The sequence below is a fragment of the Xanthomonas hortorum genome (genome assembly GCF_024339125.1).
GTDB classification, from domain to species: domain Bacteria; phylum Pseudomonadota; class Gammaproteobacteria; order Xanthomonadales; family Xanthomonadaceae; genus Xanthomonas; species Xanthomonas hortorum.
Genome location: NZ_CP101417.1, coordinates 3,257,011 through 3,275,280 on the forward strand (window position 1 = coordinate 3,257,011; position 18,270 = coordinate 3,275,280).

Annotated in this window: 15 protein-coding genes; 12 read left to right on the forward strand and 3 right to left on the reverse strand. The window is 63.0% G+C overall.

Translation table 11 applies throughout. The annotated features are described in order from the left end of the window. The first annotated feature begins 593 nt into the window (after nucleotides 1-593). Together NMB96_RS13980 and NMB96_RS13985 are read left to right on the forward strand one after the other, a co-directional pair. Entirely contained in the window at nucleotides 594-2,012 is a 1,419-nt protein-coding gene (locus NMB96_RS13980; protein WP_023903498.1) for a cryptochrome/photolyase family protein, read from the forward strand. Between the two features lie 134 nt (nucleotides 2,013-2,146). Continuing rightward, on the forward strand, nucleotides 2,147-2,872 hold the full coding sequence (locus NMB96_RS13985) for a YiaD family glycine zipper/OmpA-like lipoprotein (protein WP_023903499.1): 726 nt from the start codon (nucleotides 2,147-2,149) through the stop codon (nucleotides 2,870-2,872). 946 nt (nucleotides 2,873-3,818) lie between these two features. Here the strand turns inward: NMB96_RS13985 and NMB96_RS13990 are convergent. Continuing rightward, nucleotides 3,819-4,853 (reverse strand): XC_2801 family transcriptional regulator, encoded by a 1,035-nt coding sequence (locus NMB96_RS13990; RefSeq protein WP_023903516.1) that lies wholly within the window; start codon nucleotides 4,851-4,853, stop codon nucleotides 3,819-3,821. 129 nt (nucleotides 4,854-4,982) lie between these two features. Between NMB96_RS13990 and NMB96_RS23390 the strand changes: the two genes are divergently transcribed. From NMB96_RS23390 to NMB96_RS14015, 6 genes are all read left to right on the forward strand, one after another. Continuing rightward, on the forward strand, nucleotides 4,983-5,210 hold the full coding sequence (locus NMB96_RS23390) for a hypothetical protein (RefSeq protein ID WP_084217854.1): 228 nt from the start codon (nucleotides 4,983-4,985) through the stop codon (nucleotides 5,208-5,210). Continuing rightward, complete coding sequence (locus NMB96_RS13995; protein WP_023903517.1) at nucleotides 5,207-5,974, forward strand: SDR family NAD(P)-dependent oxidoreductase; 768 nt, start codon at nucleotides 5,207-5,209, stop codon at nucleotides 5,972-5,974. The genes NMB96_RS23390 and NMB96_RS13995 overlap by 4 nt, the downstream gene beginning before the upstream one ends. Further along, on the forward strand, nucleotides 5,971-7,161 hold the full coding sequence (locus NMB96_RS14000) for an efflux RND transporter periplasmic adaptor subunit (RefSeq protein WP_023903518.1): 1,191 nt from the start codon (nucleotides 5,971-5,973) through the stop codon (nucleotides 7,159-7,161). Before NMB96_RS13995 ends, NMB96_RS14000 begins: the two co-directional genes overlap by 4 nt. A 105-nt stretch (nucleotides 7,162-7,266) precedes the next feature. Further along, nucleotides 7,267-10,440 (forward strand): efflux RND transporter permease subunit, encoded by a 3,174-nt coding sequence (locus NMB96_RS14005; protein ID WP_023903519.1) that lies wholly within the window; start codon nucleotides 7,267-7,269, stop codon nucleotides 10,438-10,440. A gap of 38 nt (nucleotides 10,441-10,478) precedes the next feature. After that, nucleotides 10,479-11,198 carry an SDR family oxidoreductase gene (locus NMB96_RS14010; RefSeq protein WP_255085061.1) on the forward strand — a complete coding sequence of 240 codons (720 nt, stop codon included), beginning with the start codon at nucleotides 10,479-10,481 and terminating at the stop codon, nucleotides 11,196-11,198. Continuing rightward, nucleotides 11,192-12,616 carry an efflux transporter outer membrane subunit gene (locus tag NMB96_RS14015; RefSeq protein ID WP_023903521.1) on the forward strand — a complete coding sequence of 475 codons (1,425 nt, stop codon included), beginning with the start codon at nucleotides 11,192-11,194 and terminating at the stop codon, nucleotides 12,614-12,616. The genes NMB96_RS14010 and NMB96_RS14015 overlap by 7 nt, the downstream gene beginning before the upstream one ends. Nucleotides 12,617-12,661: 45 nt before the next feature. Here NMB96_RS14015 and NMB96_RS14020 read toward each other — a convergent pair whose 3' ends face one another. Then, the gene (locus NMB96_RS14020; RefSeq protein ID WP_023903522.1) at nucleotides 12,662-13,636 is read right to left on the reverse strand and encodes a GGDEF domain-containing protein; all 975 of its coding nucleotides are present in this window, start codon (nucleotides 13,634-13,636) and stop codon (nucleotides 12,662-12,664) included. Between the two features lie 93 nt (nucleotides 13,637-13,729). Between NMB96_RS14020 and NMB96_RS14025 the strand changes: the two genes are divergently transcribed. After that, the gene (locus NMB96_RS14025; RefSeq protein ID WP_043889115.1) at nucleotides 13,730-14,035 is read left to right on the forward strand and encodes a hypothetical protein; all 306 of its coding nucleotides are present in this window, start codon (nucleotides 13,730-13,732) and stop codon (nucleotides 14,033-14,035) included. A gap of 123 nt (nucleotides 14,036-14,158) precedes the next feature. On the opposite strand, the gene NMB96_RS14030 is transcribed toward NMB96_RS14025, so the two are convergent. Further along, nucleotides 14,159-15,859 (reverse strand): sensor domain-containing diguanylate cyclase, encoded by a 1,701-nt coding sequence (locus tag NMB96_RS14030; RefSeq protein WP_043889744.1) that lies wholly within the window; start codon nucleotides 15,857-15,859, stop codon nucleotides 14,159-14,161. A gap of 346 nt (nucleotides 15,860-16,205) precedes the next feature. Between NMB96_RS14030 and NMB96_RS14035 the strand changes: the two genes are divergently transcribed. The 3 genes from NMB96_RS14035 to NMB96_RS14045 all read left to right on the forward strand — a co-directional run bounded on the left by NMB96_RS14035 (nucleotide 16,206) and on the right by NMB96_RS14045 (nucleotide 18,248). Next, complete coding sequence (locus NMB96_RS14035) at nucleotides 16,206-16,355, forward strand: hypothetical protein (protein WP_023903525.1); 150 nt, start codon at nucleotides 16,206-16,208, stop codon at nucleotides 16,353-16,355. Nucleotides 16,356-16,990: 635 nt separating this feature from the next. Further along, a complete protein-coding gene (locus NMB96_RS14040; RefSeq protein WP_310888848.1) occupies nucleotides 16,991-17,464 on the forward strand; it encodes a DUF6538 domain-containing protein in 474 nt (157 codons plus the stop codon). A 373-nt stretch (nucleotides 17,465-17,837) separates the two neighbouring features. Then, nucleotides 17,838-18,248, forward strand: coding sequence for a helix-turn-helix domain-containing protein (locus NMB96_RS14045; RefSeq protein WP_084217855.1), 411 nt, complete (start codon nucleotides 17,838-17,840; stop codon nucleotides 18,246-18,248). The last annotated feature ends 22 nt before the right edge of the window (nucleotides 18,249-18,270 follow it).

Below are 18,270 nucleotides of genomic sequence, written 5' to 3' on the forward strand. Positions count from 1 at the left end.
GGATGCCGCCACCGAGCCTACATGGACGTACTTGCGGCGTGTCCCGCGAGCGGTGAGGGCATCGCACCCTCGACCTACTCGGTTGGGAACATCCAGACGACGCTGAAGCTCAAGCTCTCGGGCGCCTTGAGGGCTGCTCGAACCATTTGGATGCGTCGGTTGTAGAGCGGATGATCTGCAGTTTGGCTGCAGGGCCCTTGCCCGCCCACCATCGCGGGACACGCTGCAAGTACGTCCTTGTAAGCTCTTACGCGGCATCCATGCCGCGTAAGGTCCCGCGACGGTGGGCGGGCAAGGACCAGTCGAGAGTGTCGGTGTGCAGGGTTGCGAGCAGTGCGTGCAGCGCGGCCGGTTGATTAACTGCGGTCTGATCAACTCAGTTCGATCTGAATCGGACAGTGTTGCTGTTGTCCACGACATCCTCCACTGATCAACGAAGGCTGGTGTGGCCAACCACGCTGCCGCCATCGCTACAGCGCTCGGGAGGTTTTGTAGCCGCTCTTAGCTGGACCAGGAGTGCTCACCCCTGCGTCGCGCCATCGTTGCACCTGCTGGCTTATGCTGCGCAGCCTTATCGTCGCTGCCGAGTTCGTATGTCTTACGCCATCGTCTGGTTCCGTCGCGATCTGCGCCTTCAGGACAACCCGGCCTTGCGCGCTGCGCTGGATGCCGGGCATGCCCCGATTCCGCTGTATATCGATGCGCCGCACGAAGAAGGCGAGTGGACGCCCGGTGCCGCGTCGCGCAGTTGGCGGCATCGCTCGCTGGCTGCCTTGGACGCTGCATTGCGCGCGCTCGGCAGCGGCCTGGTGATTCGCGCGGGCGACAGCGCCCAGGTGCTGGATGAGGTGATCGCCCAGACCGGTGCGGTGGCGGTGTATTGGAACCGCAAGTACGAACCGGCCACCCAGCCGCGCGATGCGCAGATCAAGCGCAGCTTGCGCGAGCGCGGCATCGAGGTGCAGAGCTGCAATGCCGCGCTGTTGATGGAGCCGTGGCAGTTGTCGACTCAGCAGGGCGGCCCGTACAAGGTCTTCACTCCGTACTGGCGCAACGCACTCACGCAACTGCAGTTGCCCGCTGCAATGGCTACGCCACGCAGCCTGCCGCCGCTGCCTGCGACGTTGAAAAGCGCCGCGCTGGAGACGTTGGGGTTAGTGCCGAAACTGGACTGGGATCAAGGCTTCTGGGAGCACTGGCAACCTGGTGAGGCTGGTGCGCACGAGATGCTGGAAATTTTCATCGACGGCGCGCTGTCCGGCTATCGCGAAAACCGCGATCGGCCCGATCGGGTCGGCACTTCGCAGCTGTCTCCGCATCTGCATTTCGGCGAGATCGCGCCATGGCGGATCGCCAGCACGCTGGAAGCCAACCGCAACGCGCGCAACAGCGCAGAGATCGATGGCTACATCCGCCAGCTGGGTTGGCGCGATTTTGCGTATCACCTGTTGCATCACTTCCCGGAAACCACCAACCAGAATCTCAATCCGCGCTTCGAAGGCTTCGATTGGGCCAAGGTCGACCCGGTCGCGTTGCAGGCCTGGCAGCGCGGCCGCACCGGTATTCCGATCGTCGATGCCGGCATGCGTCAGCTCTGGCACACCGGCTGGATGCACAACCGTGTGCGCATGATCGTGGCGAGTCTGTTGTGCAAGCATTTGCGCATCCACTGGATCGAAGGGGCGCGCTGGTTCTGGGACACGCTGGTGGATGCGGACCTGGCCAACAACACCTTGGGCTGGCAATGGGTGGCCGGTACCGGCGCGGATGCGGCGCCGTATTTTCGCGTGTTCAATCCGGTGACGCAGGCGGAGAAATTCGATCCGCAGGCGGCTTACATCACACGCTGGGTGCCGGAGCTCGGCAAGCTTGCGGTGAAGGAGCGTTTCGCACCGTGGTTGTCTCCGTTGTCGTTGGCGCGATTTGCGCCGGAGTACCCGCGCACGCCAATTATCGGATTGGCCGAAGGTCGCGATGCGGCGTTGGCGGCGTATGCGAAGACGCGGGGATAACCGGAAACGTTTTCCTGAATGCAGTACCTGTCGCAGGCAATCTGCGGCCGCTTTCATCATGTGCCAGTCGCGTTGGTCTGTTTATCCTCGCCGACACGATTGAGTGCCGGATGGTCCGGCCACAGGAGAACACCATGTCCCCAGCAGCTACCAAGAGTCTGGCCGTTGCCCTGGCCAGCGCCATTGCGCTGTCCGCTTGCGCCACTGGCGGCTCGTATGTGCAGCGCGACCAGTACGGCGACCAGACCCAACAGCAGAACCGCACCGGCCGCAACGCGCTGATCGGCACCGCCATTGGTGTCGCTGCAGGGTTGCTCACCGGTGACAGCGCCACCGAGCGCCGTCAGCACGCGATGGTCGGCGCCGGTATCGGCGCACTGAGCGGCGCCGCGGTGGGTCAGTACCAGGATCGTCAGGAGCGCGCATTGCGTGAGCGTACCGCCAACACCGGTATCGAAGTGCAGCGCCAGGGCGACAACATCACCTTGAACCTGCCCGACGGCATCACCTTCGACTTCGGCAAGTCGGCGTTGAAGCCGCAGTTCTACACCGCGCTCAATGGTGTGGCGTCTACGTTGCGCGAGTACAACCAGACCATGGTGGAAGTGGTCGGTCATACCGACAGCGTCGGCAGCGATGCGGTGAACCAGCGTCTGTCCGAAGAACGTGCCGGCGCAGTTGCGCAGTATCTGACCGCACAAGGCGTGCAGCGCGAGCGCATGGAAACGATGGGCGCCGGCAAGCGTTACCCGATCGCCGACAACAACACCGATGCCGGTCGCGCACAGAACCGTCGCGTGGAAATCCGTTTGATTCCGCTGCGCTCTGAGGGCACTGGTAACAACACGGGTATGCGTTGAGTTTGACGCAGTGGATCGCGGCGAGTCGATTGACGAAACCGCGATGTCAAAAAAAACAGGTCGCGAAAGCGGCCTGTTTTTTTGCGCTACGGATTTTGTTGGTTAAGTGCGGCTGATCTGAGACTTGGCTGCAGGGCCCTTGCCCGCCCACCGTCGCGGGACACGCCGCAAGTACGTCCGTGTAGGCTCTTACGCGGCATCCATGCCGCGTAAGAGCTCGCGACGGTGGGCGGGCAAGGACCGGTCGAGATGGTCGGTGTGCATGTTTTCAATAAAGCAACTTGCCAACTGTCTGGCGAGGGTGCCGCGCCCTCAACCGACTCGGCTTGTGACTTAGAATTTGATTGCATCTAAACGACGCTACGAATCGACATCTCGATTGTCTTGTAGTGACTGAACAGTGCGGATAGATCAATTGCAGAGCGGCTGATCTGCGGGTTTGCTGCAGGGCCCTTGCCCGCCCACCGTCGCGGGACACGCCGCAAGTACTTCCCTGTAGGCTCTTACGCGGCATCCATGCCGCGTAAGGTCCCGCGACGGTGGGCGGGCAAGGACCGGTCGAGAGTGTCGGTGTGCATGGTGCAAGCAATGCACGATGCATATTGTTCGGATAACGGTGAGTTCGGTCAGCTTTCCAACGCAGGCCGAGCACCAACAAGCTTTTAAGAAAGCAACCGACTAACTCTCTGGTGCGGTGTCCTCACCGATTGCGGGACCGTGTGGCGGCATGGATGCCGCCACCGAGCCTACATGGACGTACTTGCGGCGTGTCCCGCGAGCGGTGAGGGCACCGCGCCCTCGACTGAGTAGGCTTTTGACCTGTAGCTAGGCTTTTGACCTAAATGTTGACTGCGTCCAAACGTGCAACCGTACCCTCATCCGCCCTTCGGGCACCTTCTCCCGGAGGGAGAAGGGTTACTCCGTTGGGCGGCTGCTTGATTCGGTATTACGCGGTGACGTTTTCCAGGATGCGCTTGCCTTCGGCGCGCAATTTCGCCTCTGTGACGACCTCCACTTTCGCATCGTTGTCTGCTTTCTGCGCTGCCAACCGTGCCGGGCACTGCGCCATCATGTAGTCGGCGTCGAAGTTCATCCGGGTGACCAGAAAGTCCACGAAGGCGCGCACTTTTGGCGAGACCAAACGGCCGCCGGCAAACACTGCGTTGAAGTCGACCTCCGGGCCTGTCCAACCAGCGAGCACGCGGCGTACCAGGCCCGATTGCACGAACGGTTTGGCCATTACATCGCCAGTCAATAGCAGGCCTTCGCCGCAGAGTACTGCACCGTTGAGCGCGGCCGGATCGTTGGCCACCATCAGCGGATTGACCGGGAAGTCGCGCACATCGCTGCCATCGCTGAGCGACCAGAAAAAGCGGTTGTTGTGCACATTGCGGTTCTTGCGCAGTGCCAGCGTGCGATGGAACTGCAGCTCGTCCGGATGCAGCGGTTCGCCATAGCGTTCGATATAGGACGGGCTGGCGAAGACCTGCGTGCGCAGGCTGCCGAGTTTGCGTGCGACCAGATTCGAATCCGGCAGCGCACCGACACGCAGCGCCAGATCGGCTTCGCCGCCGATCAGGTCCAGCTTCTCGTTGCCCAGGTGCATGTCCAGCTGGATCTCCGGATATTGCGCATGGAATTCGCCCAGCAACGGTGCGATCCAGGTAATGCCGAGCGAGTAGGGCACGGTAAAGCGCAACCAGCCGCGCGGGCCTGACTGCAATTGCCCGACCGCGCTTTCGGCTTCTTCCAGTTCGCGGGCGATGCGTTGGCAATGTTCGTGATACACCGAGCCGGCTTCGGTCAGGCCGATCCGGCGCGTGGTCCGATGCAGCAGGCGCGCGCCGAGCCGGGTTTCGAGTTCCTGCACCTTGCGACTGACGGTGGTCTTGGGCAGACCGAGCGCGTTGGCGGCGGCGATGAAACTACCTTGCTCGACCACCTTGACGAAGATCAGGGTGTCGTTGAGATCGTGGATCATGGGGGTGCCTTCCAGGGGGTCAGGAGGATTGGACCGCTTACGGGACGATTATTCCCCTAAATCAGGACTAATCAAGTCCTGCTTTGAGGCCTAACTTGTACGTCATCCCCTCCATGCAGGAGCACGGCCATGTGGTTGTGCGACGTTTTCGGTTTGTCCTCCACCTCACGCAATGCGATTGAAGGTGCCTTCGATCCAGTGATTTCGTCGGCGAAAAGCCCGCGTGCCGGTGTTTCGCGCACATTTGCAGCGTCGCCGAAGCGTCAGGCCGGCGGTGCGCCGGCCAAACGGGCTGGACTGCCTGCGCGCTGGATACAGAGCAGAATTGTCCCGATGTCGGGAGTGAAAGTCCCATGACTGGGATGGTTCAATCCGAGACGGCTGTCATCGGTGGTACGGGCAATGTGGGCGCCGGTATTGTCGCCGCGCTGCTCGACGCCGGCATGCGGGTGCTCGTGATTGGACGCGATGCTGCCAAGCTAGATGCGCTACGCGCGGAGCATGGCAACTCTCCCCTGTTGGACACCCTGCAAGGCTCGGTGGCCGATGACACCTCCGCGCAGGCGCTGGCGACCGAACTGGCGCAACGCCCACATCCGTTGGCGGCAGTGATCGCCAGCCTGGGCAGCCCGCTCAAGGCTGGCCGCTTGCTGGACCGCCCGGTCACCGCGTTGCGTCGCCGCCTGGAGCGTGACGTATTGCCACATCTGGCTGCTGCCCGCCATCTGTTGCCGCTGCTGAGCGAGGCCGATGGCGGCGGCCGCTACCTGTTGCTCGGCAGCCCGCTGCGGGCCTGGGCCGCGCATGGCGATATTTCCATCGCCGCTGCGGCCACCCGCATGCTCGCCCAGGTGCTGCACGAAGAAGCCAAGCCGCTGGGCGTGCGTGTCCACCTGCTGTCGATCGAGCAACCGGTGTGTACGCCCGGCCGTGCCAAGGATGCGTGTCCGGAATGGATCCGTGCCGTGGATGTCGGTCGCGCCGCCGTGTCGTTGATCGTCGGGCCTGGCCAGCCCGGACAACCTGTCGTGACCGTCAGTCGTCGCCTGCATGCCGCTCCGTCGGCGGACCGGCTGGCAGGTCTGCATTTCCCCATCCCCACCCGAGAGATTTCCCCATGACTACGAACGCCACCCCGTTCCGTTTTCCCTTGCGTACCGTATTGACGGGCGCCGTACTGGCGGTCGTGTTGGCCGGTTGCGGCAGCCAGGCCGCCGAGACCGGTGCACCGCCGCCGCCCAGCGTCAGCGTCGCCCCGGTGCTGACCAAGGAAATCAGCCAGTGGGACGAATTCAGCGGCCGTATCGAGCCGGTGGAAAGCGTCGAGCTGCGCCCGCGCGTGTCCGGCTATATCGACAAGGTCAACTATGTCGAAGGCGCCGAAGTGAAGAAGGGTGATGTGCTCTTCAGCATCGATGACCGCAGCTACCGTGCCGAATTCGCGCGTGCCAATGCGGCGTTGGTGCGTGCCCGCACGCAGGCCAATCTGGCCCGCAGCGAAGCGGCACGTGCGCGCAAGTTGTCCGAGCAGCAGGCCATTTCGACCGAAACCTGGGAGCAGCGTCGCGCCGCTGGCGACCAGGCCGATGCCGAGGTGCTGGCCGCGCAGGCCGCGGTGGATACCGCCAAGCTCAACCTGGACTGGACCCGCGTGCGCGCACCGATCGACGGCCGCGCCGGGCGTGCGATGGTCACCGCCGGCAACCTGGTCACGGCCAGCGACAGTGCCAGCGTGCTGACCACGTTGGTGTCGCTGGACAAGATGTTCGTCTACTTCGATGCCGACGAAGGCACCTTCCTGCGCTATTCGCAGATGACCCGCGATGGCGAGCGTCCGGACGCGCGTGGCGGCGAGTTGCCGGTACGCATCGGCCTGGTCGGCGAGCAGGGGTTCCCGCATGCCGGGCGCGTGGATTTCCTGGATAACCAGGTCACCCGCAGCACCGGCACCATCCGCGTGCGCGCGGTGCTGGACAACGCGCAGCGGCAGTTCACGCCGGGCCTGTATGCCCACGTGCAGTTGCTGGGCAGCGGCCAGTTCAAGGCCATGCTGGTCGACGAAAAGGCGGTGCTGACCGACCAGGACCGCAAGTACGTGTATGTGGTCGAGAAGGACGGCAAGGCGCAGCGGCGCGATGTGGAGCTCGGCCGCAATGCCGATGGTCTGCGCATCGTGCGCAAGGGACTGGTCGTTGGCGACCGCGTGGTGGTCGACGGCGTGCAGAAGATCTTCATGCCTGGCATGCCGGTCGATGCCAAGACCGTGGCGATGGTGCCCGCGTCGGACAAGCGCACCGCGTCGAACTGATTCATCGCTGCATCGCACCCATGAGCACCGGTCTTTCTAAAAGGCCGGTTCGGGGCTGCTGTGCCGCGCCGCCACCTGGCGGCAACCTCTTTCAGGACCACCCCAATGGACTTTTCCCGTTTTTTCATCGACCGGCCGATCTTTGCCGCGGTGCTGTCGATCATCATTTTCGCTGCCGGCCTGATCGCCATGCCGCTGCTGCCCATCAGCGAGTACCCCGAAGTGGTGCCGCCGAGCGTGCAGGTGCGTGCGGTGTATCCGGGCGCCAATCCCAAGGTCATCGCCGAGACCGTCGCCACGCCGCTTGAGGAAGCCATCAACGGCGTGGAAGACATGATGTACATGAAGTCGGTCGCCGGCTCCGATGGCGTGCTGGTGGTCACCGTGACCTTCAAGCCCGGCACCGATCCGGACCAGGCGCAAGTGCAGGTGCAGAACCGCGTCAGCCAGGCGCAGGCGCGTCTGCCCGAGGACGTGCGGCGCCAGGGTGTCACCACCCAGAAGCAGTCGCCGACGCTGACCATGGTCGTGCATCTGACCTCGCCCAAAGGCAAGTACAACTCGTTGTACCTGAGCAACTACGCGTTGCTGAAGGTCAAGGACGAGCTGTCGCGCCTGCCGGGCGTGGGCCAGATCCAGATCTTCGGTGCGGGCGATTACGCCATGCGCATCTGGCTGGATCCGGACAAGGTCGCCGCACGCGGGCTCACTGCCAGCGACGTGGTCGCCGCGATCCGCGAGCAGAACGTGCAGGTCTCCGCCGGTCAGCTCGGTGCCGAGCCGATGCCCAACAAGAGCGATTTCCTGCTCTCGATCAACGCGCAGGGCCGCCTCACCACCGAAGAAGAGTTCGGCAACATCGTGATCCGCAGCGGCAACAGCGGCGAGATCGTGCGCCTGTCGGATGTGGCGCGTCTGGAACTGGGTGCCGGCAACTACACCTTGCGCTCGCAGCTGGACAACCAGAACGCTGTGGGCATGGGCGTGTTCCAGTCGCCGGGTGCCAACGCGATCGAATTGTCCGATGCGGTGCGCGCCAAGATGGCCGAGCTGGAAAAGCAGTTCCCGCAGGACATGGCGTGGTCGGCTGCGTACGACCCGACCGTGTTCGTACGCGACTCGATCAGCGCGGTGGTGCACACGCTGCTGGAAGCGGTGCTGCTGGTGGTGCTGGTGGTGATCCTGTTCCTGCAGACCTGGCGCGCCTCGATCATTCCGTTGCTGGCAGTGCCGGTATCGGTGGTCGGTACGTTTGCCGCACTGTATCTGCTGGGTTTTTCGATCAATACGCTGAGCCTGTTCGGCCTGGTACTGGCGATTGGCATCGTGGTCGACGATGCGATCGTGGTGGTGGAAAACGTCGAGCGCAACATCGAAGAAGGGCTGGCCCCGTTGGCTGCTGCGCATCAGGCGATGCGCGAAGTGTCCGGGCCGATCATCGCCATCGCGCTGGTGCTGTGCGCGGTGTTCGTGCCGATGGCGTTCCTGTCGGGCGTGACCGGCCAGTTCTACAAGCAGTTCGCGGTGACCATCGCCATTTCCACGGTGATCTCGGCGATCAACTCGTTGACGCTGTCGCCGGCATTGGCGGCCATGTTGCTCAAGGCCCACGACGCACCCAAGGATGGCCCGACGCGATTGATCGATCGTTTGTTCGGCTGGTTGTTCCGTCCGTTCAATCGCTTCTTCAACACCAGCTCCAACAAGTATCAGGGCGCGGTGTCGCGTGCGCTGGGCAAGCGCGGTGCGGTGTTCATGGTGTATCTGCTGCTGCTGGTGGCCACCGGTTTCATGTTCAAGGTGGTGCCGGGTGGCTTCATTCCGACTCAGGACAAGCTGTATCTGATCGCCGGTACCAAACTGCCGGAAGGCGCATCGCTGGAGCGCACCAATGAGGTGATCCGTCAGATCACCCAGATCGCGCTGCAGACCGAAGGCGTGGACCATGCGATCGCGTTCCCGGGCCTGAATCCGCTGCAGTTCACCAACACGCCCAACACCGGCACGGTGTTCCTCACCCTCAAGCCGTTTAGCCAGCGCAGCCGCACGGCCGAGCAGATCAACGCGGAGATCAACGCACGCATCAGCCAGATCCAGCAGGGCTTTGCGTTTGCGTTCATGCCGCCGCCGATTCTGGGTCTGGGGCAGGGCTCGGGCTACTCGCTTTATATCCAGGACCGTGCCGGTCTGGGCTATGGCCAGTTGCAGAGTGCGGTCAATGCGATGTCCGGTGCGATCTCGCAAACGCCGGGCATGCAGTTCCCGATCGGCACGTATCAGGCCAACGTGCCGCAGCTCGACGCCAAGGTCGATCGCGACAAGGCCAAGGCGCAGGGCGTGCCGCTGACCAATCTGTTCGACACGCTGCAGACTTATCTGGGTTCGTCTTACATCAACGACTTCAATCGCTTCGGTCGCACCTACCAGGTGATCGCCCAGGCCGATGGACAGTTCCGCGACAGCGTCGAAGACATCGCCAACCTGCGCACCCGCAACGATCGCGGGCAGATGGTGCCGATCGGCAGCATGGTCACGCTGGGCCAGACCTATGGCCCGGACCCAGTGATTCGCTACAACGGCTATCCGGCTGCCGATCTGATCGGTGAAGCTGATCCGCGTGTGCTCTCGTCCACACAGGCGATGCAGACGCTGGCCGGCATGGCGCCGAAGGTGTTGCCCAACGGCATGAACATCGAGTGGACCGATCTGAGCTATCAGCAATCCATCCAGGGCAACTCGGCGTTGATCGTGTTCCCGATGGCGGTGTTGCTGGCGTTCCTGGTGCTGGCCGCGTTGTACGAAAGCTGGACGCTGCCACTGGCGGTGATCCTGATCGTGCCGATGACCTTGCTATCCGCCTTGTTCGGCGTGTGGCTCACCGGTGGCGACAACAACGTGTTCGTGCAGGTGGGGTTGGTGGTGCTGATGGGCCTGGCGTGCAAGAACGCGATCCTGATCGTGGAGTTCGCCCGCGAACTCGAAATGCACGGCAAGGGCATCGTCGAAGCCGCGCTGGAAGCCTGCCGCCTGCGTCTGCGCCCGATCGTGATGACCTCCATCGCCTTCATCGCCGGCACCGTGCCGCTGGTGTTCGGTCATGGCGCTGGCGCCGAAGTGCGCTCGGTCACCGGCATCACCGTCTTCGCCGGCATGCTCGGTGTGACCTTGTTCGGCCTGTTCCTGACCCCGGTGTTCTACGTGGCCCTGCGCAAGTGGGTGACCCGTGGCGAACAACCCGCCGCGCCGGCTGCCGTCTCGCATGAACCCGTCAATGCATAAGCGCCGCGGTGCATTCCATCCATTCGAAGGATCTTGAAATGAGCAACAGCAAAATTGCACTGGTCACCGGTGCCACCCGCGGCATTGGTCTGGAAACCGTTCGGCAATTGGCCCAGGCCGGCGTGCACACGCTGCTGGCCGGCCGCAAGCGCGATGACGCGGTCAAGCTGCAGGCCGAGGGCCTGCCGGTGGAAGCCATCCAGCTCGACGTCAACGACGACATCAGCATCGCCGCAGCAGTGGGCACGGTGGAACAGCGTCATGGCCACCTGGACATCCTGATCAACAACGCCGGCATCTTGATCGACGACATGCAGCGCACGCCGTCGCAGCAGAGTCTGGAGGTGTGGAAGCGCACCTTCGACACCAATCTGTTCGCCGTGGTCGGCGTGACCAAGGCGTTCCTGCCGCTGCTGCGACGTTCGCTGGCCGGGCGCATCGTCAACGTATCGAGCCAGCTCGGCTCGCTGACCTTGCACAGCCAACCCGGCTCGCCGATCTACGACGCCAAGGTTCCTGCGTACAACGCCTCCAAGAGCGCGCTGAACAGCTGGACCGTGCATCTGGCCTATGAGCTGCGCGACACCGCCATCAAGGTCAACAGCGTGCATCCGGGCTACGTCAAAACCGATATGAACGCTGGTAACGGTGAGATCGAAGTGGAGCAGGGCGCGCACAGCAGCGTGCAGATGGCGCTGCTCGACGCACACGGCGCCACCGGCAGCTTTACGTATATGGGAGACGTGTTGCCATGGTAAGGACATTCTTGAGCGTGGCACTGGCCGCGCTGGTGCTCAGCGGTTGTGCGGTCGGCCCGGATTACCGGCCCGACCCGCCCGCCGCGGTGACGCTGCAGGGCGCGCAGGACGCGGCCTACAGTGCCGAGTCGCCGGTCGGCAACTGGTGGTCGCAGTTCGACGACCCGGTGCTGGAGCAACTGGTGCGCGATGGCTTGTTTGCCAACCACGATCTGCGCATCGCCGTCTCGCGCGTCAAGCAGGCGCGTGCGGTGTTCGTCGAACGTCGTCTGGACCAGGCCCCGCACATCACTGCGCAGGGCAGCTTCGATCGCCGCGAACAACAGCAGGTGATCGCCGGCAATCAGCGTTTCCTCACCGAACAGACCACCCTGGGTCTGGATGCGGCCTGGGAACTGGATCTATTCGGTCGTCAGCGACGTGCGTCGGAAGCGGCGCGTGCCGATCTGGAAGCCGAGCAAGCCGGTTTGCTCGACGTGCAGGTCACGGTCGCAGCCGAAGTGGCCCGCAACTACTTCGAGTTGCGCGGTACGCAGAAGCAGCTGGATGTCTCCAAGCGCACGCTGACCAACCTGCACGACACCCAGAAACTGACGCAGACGCGTTGGGACCTGGGCGCCGGCAGCGAGCTGGAAGTGCAGAGCAGCCTGGCGCGGCTGAAGGCGATCGAGGCGGATATTCCGTTGCTGGAAACCGCCGAGGCGCAATACCGCCACCGTCTGGCCGTGTTGCTCGGCCAGGCGCCGGACGCGCTGGATGCGACCCTGGTACCGCGCACCACGCCCGCGTTCGCACGTGCGTTGCCGCTGGGCGACACCGCCGGGCTGCTGCGTCAGCGACCGGACGTGCGCAGTGCCGAACGGCGCCTGGCGGCAGCCACCGCGCAGGTTGGCGTCGCGACTGCCGACCTGTTCCCGCGCATCAGCGTGAGCGGCTTTGTCGGCTTCCTGTCCGGCGATGCGGCCAGGCTGACCGAGGGCAGTGGCAAGGCCTGGTCGATCACCCCGTCGATCAGCTGGGCAGCGTTCGACTTCGGCACCGTGCGTGCGCGCTTGCGTGCCAGCAAGGCGCAGGCCGAAGGCGCGTTGGCGCAATACCAGCAGGCCGTGTTGCTGGCGTTGGAAGACACCGAGAACGCACTGATCGGCTACGGCCGCCAACAGGCGCGTCTGGCGATCGTGGTGGAGCAGGCCAACGCCGCGCGGCGTGCCGAACAGTTGGCGCAGATCCGCTACCGCGAGGGCTCGGAAGACTTCCTCACGCTGCTGGATGCACAGCGCACCCAGCTGGCCGCAGACGATGCGTTGGCACAGGCCGAAGCGGCAGTGAATGTTGGTGTGGTCGGTGTCTACAAAGCGCTGGGCGGCTGGAAGCAGGGCGAAGCGCCTGCGGTACCGGTGGCTGTAGTCAATCGTTGAAGCAGGCATGCGGGGCGGCCAAGGTGTCGCCCCGCAACCGCTGGGTCAGTCGGCAACCCGCACGCTATCGCGGCCGCCGTTCTTGGCCAGATACAGCGCCGCATCGGCGCGTGAAAACCAGTCCTGCCAATGCGTTTCGCCATCGTGGCGGGCCGCACCCAGCGACACCGTGATACGTCCACCCGGGCCGCGCAGGCCATTGCGAATGACCTTGCGCAGGCGCTCGGTCGCCGCTTCCAGTTCCTGCAGCGAGCCGGCGCGCAACAACACCACGAATTCTTCGCCGCCGAAGCGGAACACCTGATGCGGATCGCGTACCTCGTAGCGCAGGATGGTGGCCAGATCCGAGAGTGCGGCATCGCCTGCGGCATGCCCGTACAGATCGTTGACCTCCTTGAAATGATCCAGATCCAGGATGATCAGGCTGTTGAGCCGATCATGCGGTTGCCGCTGATCGATCTGATGGGTGAGCGCGCGTTCGAGCATGCGTCGGTTGGGCAAACCAGTGAGCGCATCCAGCGATGCCAGCTCTTCCAGATGCACGCGGTCGTCCTGCATGCGCAGCGAAAACGCATACCCCACCGTCAGCGTCACCAAGGTCACCACGACCGTCGACACGCCTTGACCAGGGCTGACGATCAAACCGGGCAACAACAACAGTGCCGCCAACAGCGGCAGGCTGAGCAGCACCGCACGTTGCGGTCCGCATAGAAAATAATTGGTCGCCAGCACCGGAAACAGCCAGGGCAGCGCGCCATCGCCGCCGGTCCAGCACGCCACCAGGCACCCGCTCACATTGATCGATGCCAGCCACACCCCGCCCACACCGGTGCGGTCGGCACTGCGCATCTGCCAGCCGCGCCATACCGCAAGCACACCGAGCGTTGCGGTGATCAGGCAGGCGACGACCTGACCGGTCATGGCCAGGTACACCGCATAGAGGCAGAGCAACAGCGCGGTGATTGGCCCAAGCATCTTGACGATGCCGAGGCGGAAATCCCGCCGCAGGTGGAGGATCACAGGGAAGGTTCTATAGGAGTCGGCATCATTATCGGCTGCGCACTGTGGAAATTGAGCGTGCAGTGCCGCTGCATCGGGTAGGAAGATGAAGCATTGCAGGGCAGGACTTCGCACCTTGTTGACGGCCTTGCCGCAACCGTGTCCGCTCTGCCATTGGAGTCTGCCATGCCTACCCGCGAAGAACTCGAGACGCGTCTGGATGCGTTGCAGGATGCATTGCCGCAGCTGTCGGCCGATGATGATGCGGATTTCGACTATCTCGATTTCCAGGCGCGCGCCGAAGCCCTGCTGAGCAGCGTCGAGCCCGAGGATGCCGCCTATGTGCGGACCCGCGTCGATGCAATGCTTGCCGGCGCCGGCCTGATTCCAACCGACGAAGACGGACAGGCCTGCGTTTGAGTCTTGCTCTGCATGGTTGGCAATACTAGGGTACGGCAGTCAGGTAGGTGCGACCTGACCGAGAGGCAGCATCTGCAGATCGCATTCCTGGCTACAGTGCGCCTTGTTGCAGCTGATCGACGATTACACTGCGGCAGTCGAAGCGCCTGCGCTCACCACCTGATTGCGCCCAGCCTGTTTGGCCCGGTAGAGCGCCTCGTCCGCACGCCGCAGCAGCTGCATTGCATTGCCCGCATGCTCGGGGAAGCTGGCCGCACCAAACGATGCGGTAATCTTGGGTAGCGATACCCCGTCGGCCATGACCTGCAAGGCCTCGATGCCCACGCGCAACTTCTCGGCCATCTTGCTGGCGGTGGGGAGATCCACTTCCGGCAGGATGATGGTCAATTCTTCGCCACCATAGCGGCAGCAGATGTCTTCGCCGCGCATCTGCGTCAGCAGGAATTCGCCAATCGCCGCCAGCACGCGATCGCCACCACTGTGCCCATGCAGATCGTTGAACTGTTTGAAATGGTCCACGTCCAGCATCAATACCGACAACGGCAGCGCCCGGCGCGTGCAGCGTGCCAGTTCGTGGTTGAGCGCCTCTTCCAGATAGCGGCGGTTGTACAGACCGGTCAGCGGATCGCGGATGGATTGCTGACGCAGCGTCTCGCGCAAACGCAGGTTGTGCAGCGCCAGCGAGAGTTGTTCTGCGGCCGCTTCGGCCACGGTCAACGAGGTCAGTTCGCGCGGATCCTCGCTGCGCAACGCCAGCATGCCCAATTGCGTACCTTGCGCCGACAACGGAATGCAGACCGTGCTCGCATGCGCCGGAAGATTGGCGCCGGCATGTTGGCAGACCATGCCCTGACTGATGTCCTCCACCACATGCGTGCGATCGCGACGCAGCGCCCAACAGTCGTGCGGCGCAATGCTGGCACTGTCGTCGTCAGCCATCGCGCCCCAGGTGACCACCGGCTCGGCGCGATCGCGCGAGGCGCGCAGCAGGTAGACCGCGCCAGAGGCACCGGGGATCAACGGCGCAATCGTGCGCGCGGTGATTTCCAGTGCTTCTTCGGCATCGCGACAGTTCTGCAGCAGCCCCGAATAGCGCGACAGCGCCTCCAGCCCGGCGGAAGTGCGTTCGAGTGCGGCGAACGACTCCACCAGTCGCTCGCTGGTGCTGCTGGCCTCGTCTTCCGCACGCACGCGTCGTTCCAGTTCGCGCGACAGCAGGCGGTAGGCAAGCAGCATCACTAATAGCCCGCTGATGATGCCGATCACGGTGCTACGCAGCACCCACTGCGCGCTGGTTTGGTTGGTCTCGGTACGCGTCACCAACTGGCGGCGTTCCAGCTCGGTCATGGTCTGCACCTGGCGACGCAGCGTGGAGGAGGTCTGAAACACCCCGCGCGCAATCGAAGCACGTGCGCCATCCAGGCCGTTTGCGCGGTAGCTGTGCAGCAAGTCGTTGATCTGCACCAGGCGTGTGTCCATCAACCGCCGCAGCAGCACGACATTGCGCTCCTGCGCCACGTTGTCCTGTACCAGCGCTTCCAGGCGCACGATGCGTTCGGGCAGGCGTCCGATCGCATCGGCATACACGCCCAGAAATGCCTCGTTATCGGTCAGCACATAGCCACGCACAGACGACTCCGCCGACAGCATGCCGGCCTGGATTTCATCGATGGCGGCGATCACTTCCTGTGTGTGCGTTACCCAGCCGGCGTCGGAAAGCGAACGCTGCGTGGTGAAATAACCGCCCACACCGATCAGCACGAAGATCACCCCGCCGAGCAGTAAAGCCCCGGCGGCATGGCGTTTTGCTTTTTTGGTCAACACCGTGTTCCCCAACACTGATCGTCTGGTAGAGGCTGATGCAAAGCGCGTGCCTACGCTTCACCTCGTTTGACCGTTCGTTCAGAATTCCGGTAGTGACAGTGAGGCGCGTGCCGAGAACGGTGCGTCGATATCGCGTGGCACATTGGCGCCGCCCACACGTCTTGGTCACTCGTTGAATGCTGCTGCCCATCGATTGTGCTGGTGCTCGGCGCCACAACTCCCACGCTGATGTCCCCGATTCTGTGTGGTGCGAATACAGCACACGTCTGCCTGCAGCCACGACGCTGGCACGAGGCTTGCTCCCATTGCATCAAGATGCTGGGGAGTGTCTCCAGAGGAGCGTGAGATGGAAGAGCCCAACAAGAGCGCCCTGGTCCTGCTGCAGCAAGAAGCCACCGAATTACTGCAGCTTTTCGATCGATTGCGCGGCGATGCCTTGCCCGTGGAGGCAAGCTCGCCACAGATCGCGGTCGCGCCGACCATGGCCCCCGAATAGACGGGCCACGTCACTATCTGACGCAATGCGCAGCGCAGGGCGCTTCATCGGATGGGCCGTCGATCCGACGACCTTGTAGCGTCCATGAAAAAGGCCGAGAACCCTCTGCATCGAGAGCCCCGGCCTTAGTCGGTCGTCTTAGGACCGTTGTTTGGTGGAGGTGGGCGGAGCCTGAAGACGCCCTTACGCAAGTCATTGACCCTAAAGCATTTCGGGTCTTCCAGCTGATCCTGCTTTGATACCTCAAATGATACCTAATGTCCTGAGCTGAGGAAGTGGGGAATGGCGTTGCTGATCAGGTGCAGCAAGCCAGTCGGCTGCACAGCTTGATCGATAGCCCATTCTGAGATGCCTGCTCAGCAGTCCAGCTTGCTGCCGCGTCTTGGCTTGCAGCACTCCAAGACCGACGCCTCAGGGTTTGGCGATAAGCCAATTCCACGGCTGCTGACAGCGGCTCGCGCAAAGCGAAGACGCAACCTTGACCACCAGTTGCCTCCGGCGATAGTGCTGCCCCCGCACTCGGTTTGAGAGGTTGATCGTTCCGCGCTCTCGTCGTCTTCGGAGCTCAACCTGAGCTCCAAGAGAGGCAAAGCAGCGCGCAGCCGGGGCGTATCCCTCAGTATTTATCGCGTTCGTTGCCCTCGGGTCGATGGTCGTTTTGGCAGCGGGTTCCTGCTGACCTACAGCCGCTGCTCGGCTTGCAGGCGATCAAGCGCACCTTGCACACGACCGTTTTGGAAGAGGCGCAGTTGCGAGCGGCCACCTTGGCATCGCACTACGAGCGGCTGTTCGCGCGGTTGCGGGACGACGGGTTGGACCACCGCAGTCAGGCAGACGCTTCCGCATTGGTGGCATCCGCCTCTGCTGCAACACCCTTCCGCAACCTGACCTTGCATCGAACCAGGACGCCAGGCGGGACGGTGCATGAGCGTTGGCAAATCGACAGCACCAAAGGCGTGAGGCTGTTTCGAGAACTCCACGAAGGCCTCGGCTCGGAGGGGGAACGACCAGTCCCACTGCCGGGGTCGCCGCTGGCCGTGGCGGCGTATGCCGCCACGCTCGGCTCGACCCTTGAGCCAATGACGCTTGGGAAGGCGCGACATGCGTAATTGGCGACCTTGAAGGGCCGCACCTTGTCCAAGACCTATGTCATCAAGAAGTCGACCATCCAAGCATTGGTGGGCTACTTGGGTGAGAAGACGAAGTCCCCTCGACCCTATGTCCTTGTGGATCTTTGATGACCGCGCGAATGCCCAGTGAGACGAGCGTGACGCCGTCAAGGCTGGCGTGTCGCAAGCGGAGATGGCACCTATCCCCAAAGGCACCCTGACTTGAATTCGGGTGCCGATTGTTGGCTTTAGAGAGCTGGGATCTTTTGCCTTCAATATTACTAAATTCGCAACACTCATATGACGGCCATTTGGAGAAAACTGGCCTAGTAAGCGGCAAACTTGTGTCGTACGCGTTTGACAGAAGCGGCAGATGCTACTAGCCTCCAGACAGGAAAAAGCGGCGCGGCGGGACTTGTCTGCACAAGGAGGCGTTGGTTTGACGAGCTCAATCTCAAATCGGATCCGATCGGCACGCACTGATCGAGGGCTGTCCCAGACCGAGCTTTCGAAGTTGCTTGGCGTGAATCGTGCAACGGTTGGGCACTGGGAAAGAAGCGAAAGCTTTGCGCCTAATCTTCAACATCTCCATTCGCTCAGTCTTGCATTGGACGTCACCATCGATTGGCTAACAGGGGGTGACGAAGAGTCATCTCCGGTCGCTTCGTCGCGCGGTTCAAGATATCACCTTGAGGGCAGGATGCTTGAGCTGTCAAAGCACCTTCCTGTTTCGTTCCTTGCCAGCGTTGTGGCTCTTTTGGAGAAAGCTGAGCTTTATCTCTAATTGATACGCCCAGGGTTCCGTA

Excerpts from the sequence above, each read along its gene's own strand:
- NMB96_RS13980 (WP_023903498.1), top strand. The coding sequence starts at position 594 with ATGTCTTACGCCATCGTCTGGTTCCGTCGCGATCTGCGCCTTCAGGAC.
- NMB96_RS13985 (WP_023903499.1), top strand. The coding sequence starts at position 2,147 with ATGTCCCCAGCAGCTACCAAGAGTCTGGCCGTTGCCCTGGCCAGCGCC.
- NMB96_RS13990 (WP_023903516.1), bottom strand. The coding sequence starts at position 4,853 with ATGATCCACGATCTCAACGACACCCTGATCTTCGTCAAGGTGGTCGAG.
- NMB96_RS23390 (WP_084217854.1), top strand. The coding sequence starts at position 4,983 with ATGTGGTTGTGCGACGTTTTCGGTTTGTCCTCCACCTCACGCAATGCG.
- NMB96_RS13995 (WP_023903517.1), top strand. The coding sequence starts at position 5,207 with ATGACTGGGATGGTTCAATCCGAGACGGCTGTCATCGGTGGTACGGGC.
- NMB96_RS14000 (WP_023903518.1), top strand. The coding sequence starts at position 5,971 with ATGACTACGAACGCCACCCCGTTCCGTTTTCCCTTGCGTACCGTATTG.
- NMB96_RS14005 (WP_023903519.1), top strand. The coding sequence starts at position 7,267 with ATGGACTTTTCCCGTTTTTTCATCGACCGGCCGATCTTTGCCGCGGTG.
- NMB96_RS14010 (WP_255085061.1), top strand. The coding sequence starts at position 10,479 with ATGAGCAACAGCAAAATTGCACTGGTCACCGGTGCCACCCGCGGCATT.
- NMB96_RS14015 (WP_023903521.1), top strand. The coding sequence starts at position 11,192 with ATGGTAAGGACATTCTTGAGCGTGGCACTGGCCGCGCTGGTGCTCAGC.
- NMB96_RS14035 (WP_023903525.1), top strand. The coding sequence starts at position 16,206 with ATGGAAGAGCCCAACAAGAGCGCCCTGGTCCTGCTGCAGCAAGAAGCC.
- NMB96_RS14045 (WP_084217855.1), top strand. The coding sequence starts at position 17,838 with ATGCTACTAGCCTCCAGACAGGAAAAAGCGGCGCGGCGGGACTTGTCT.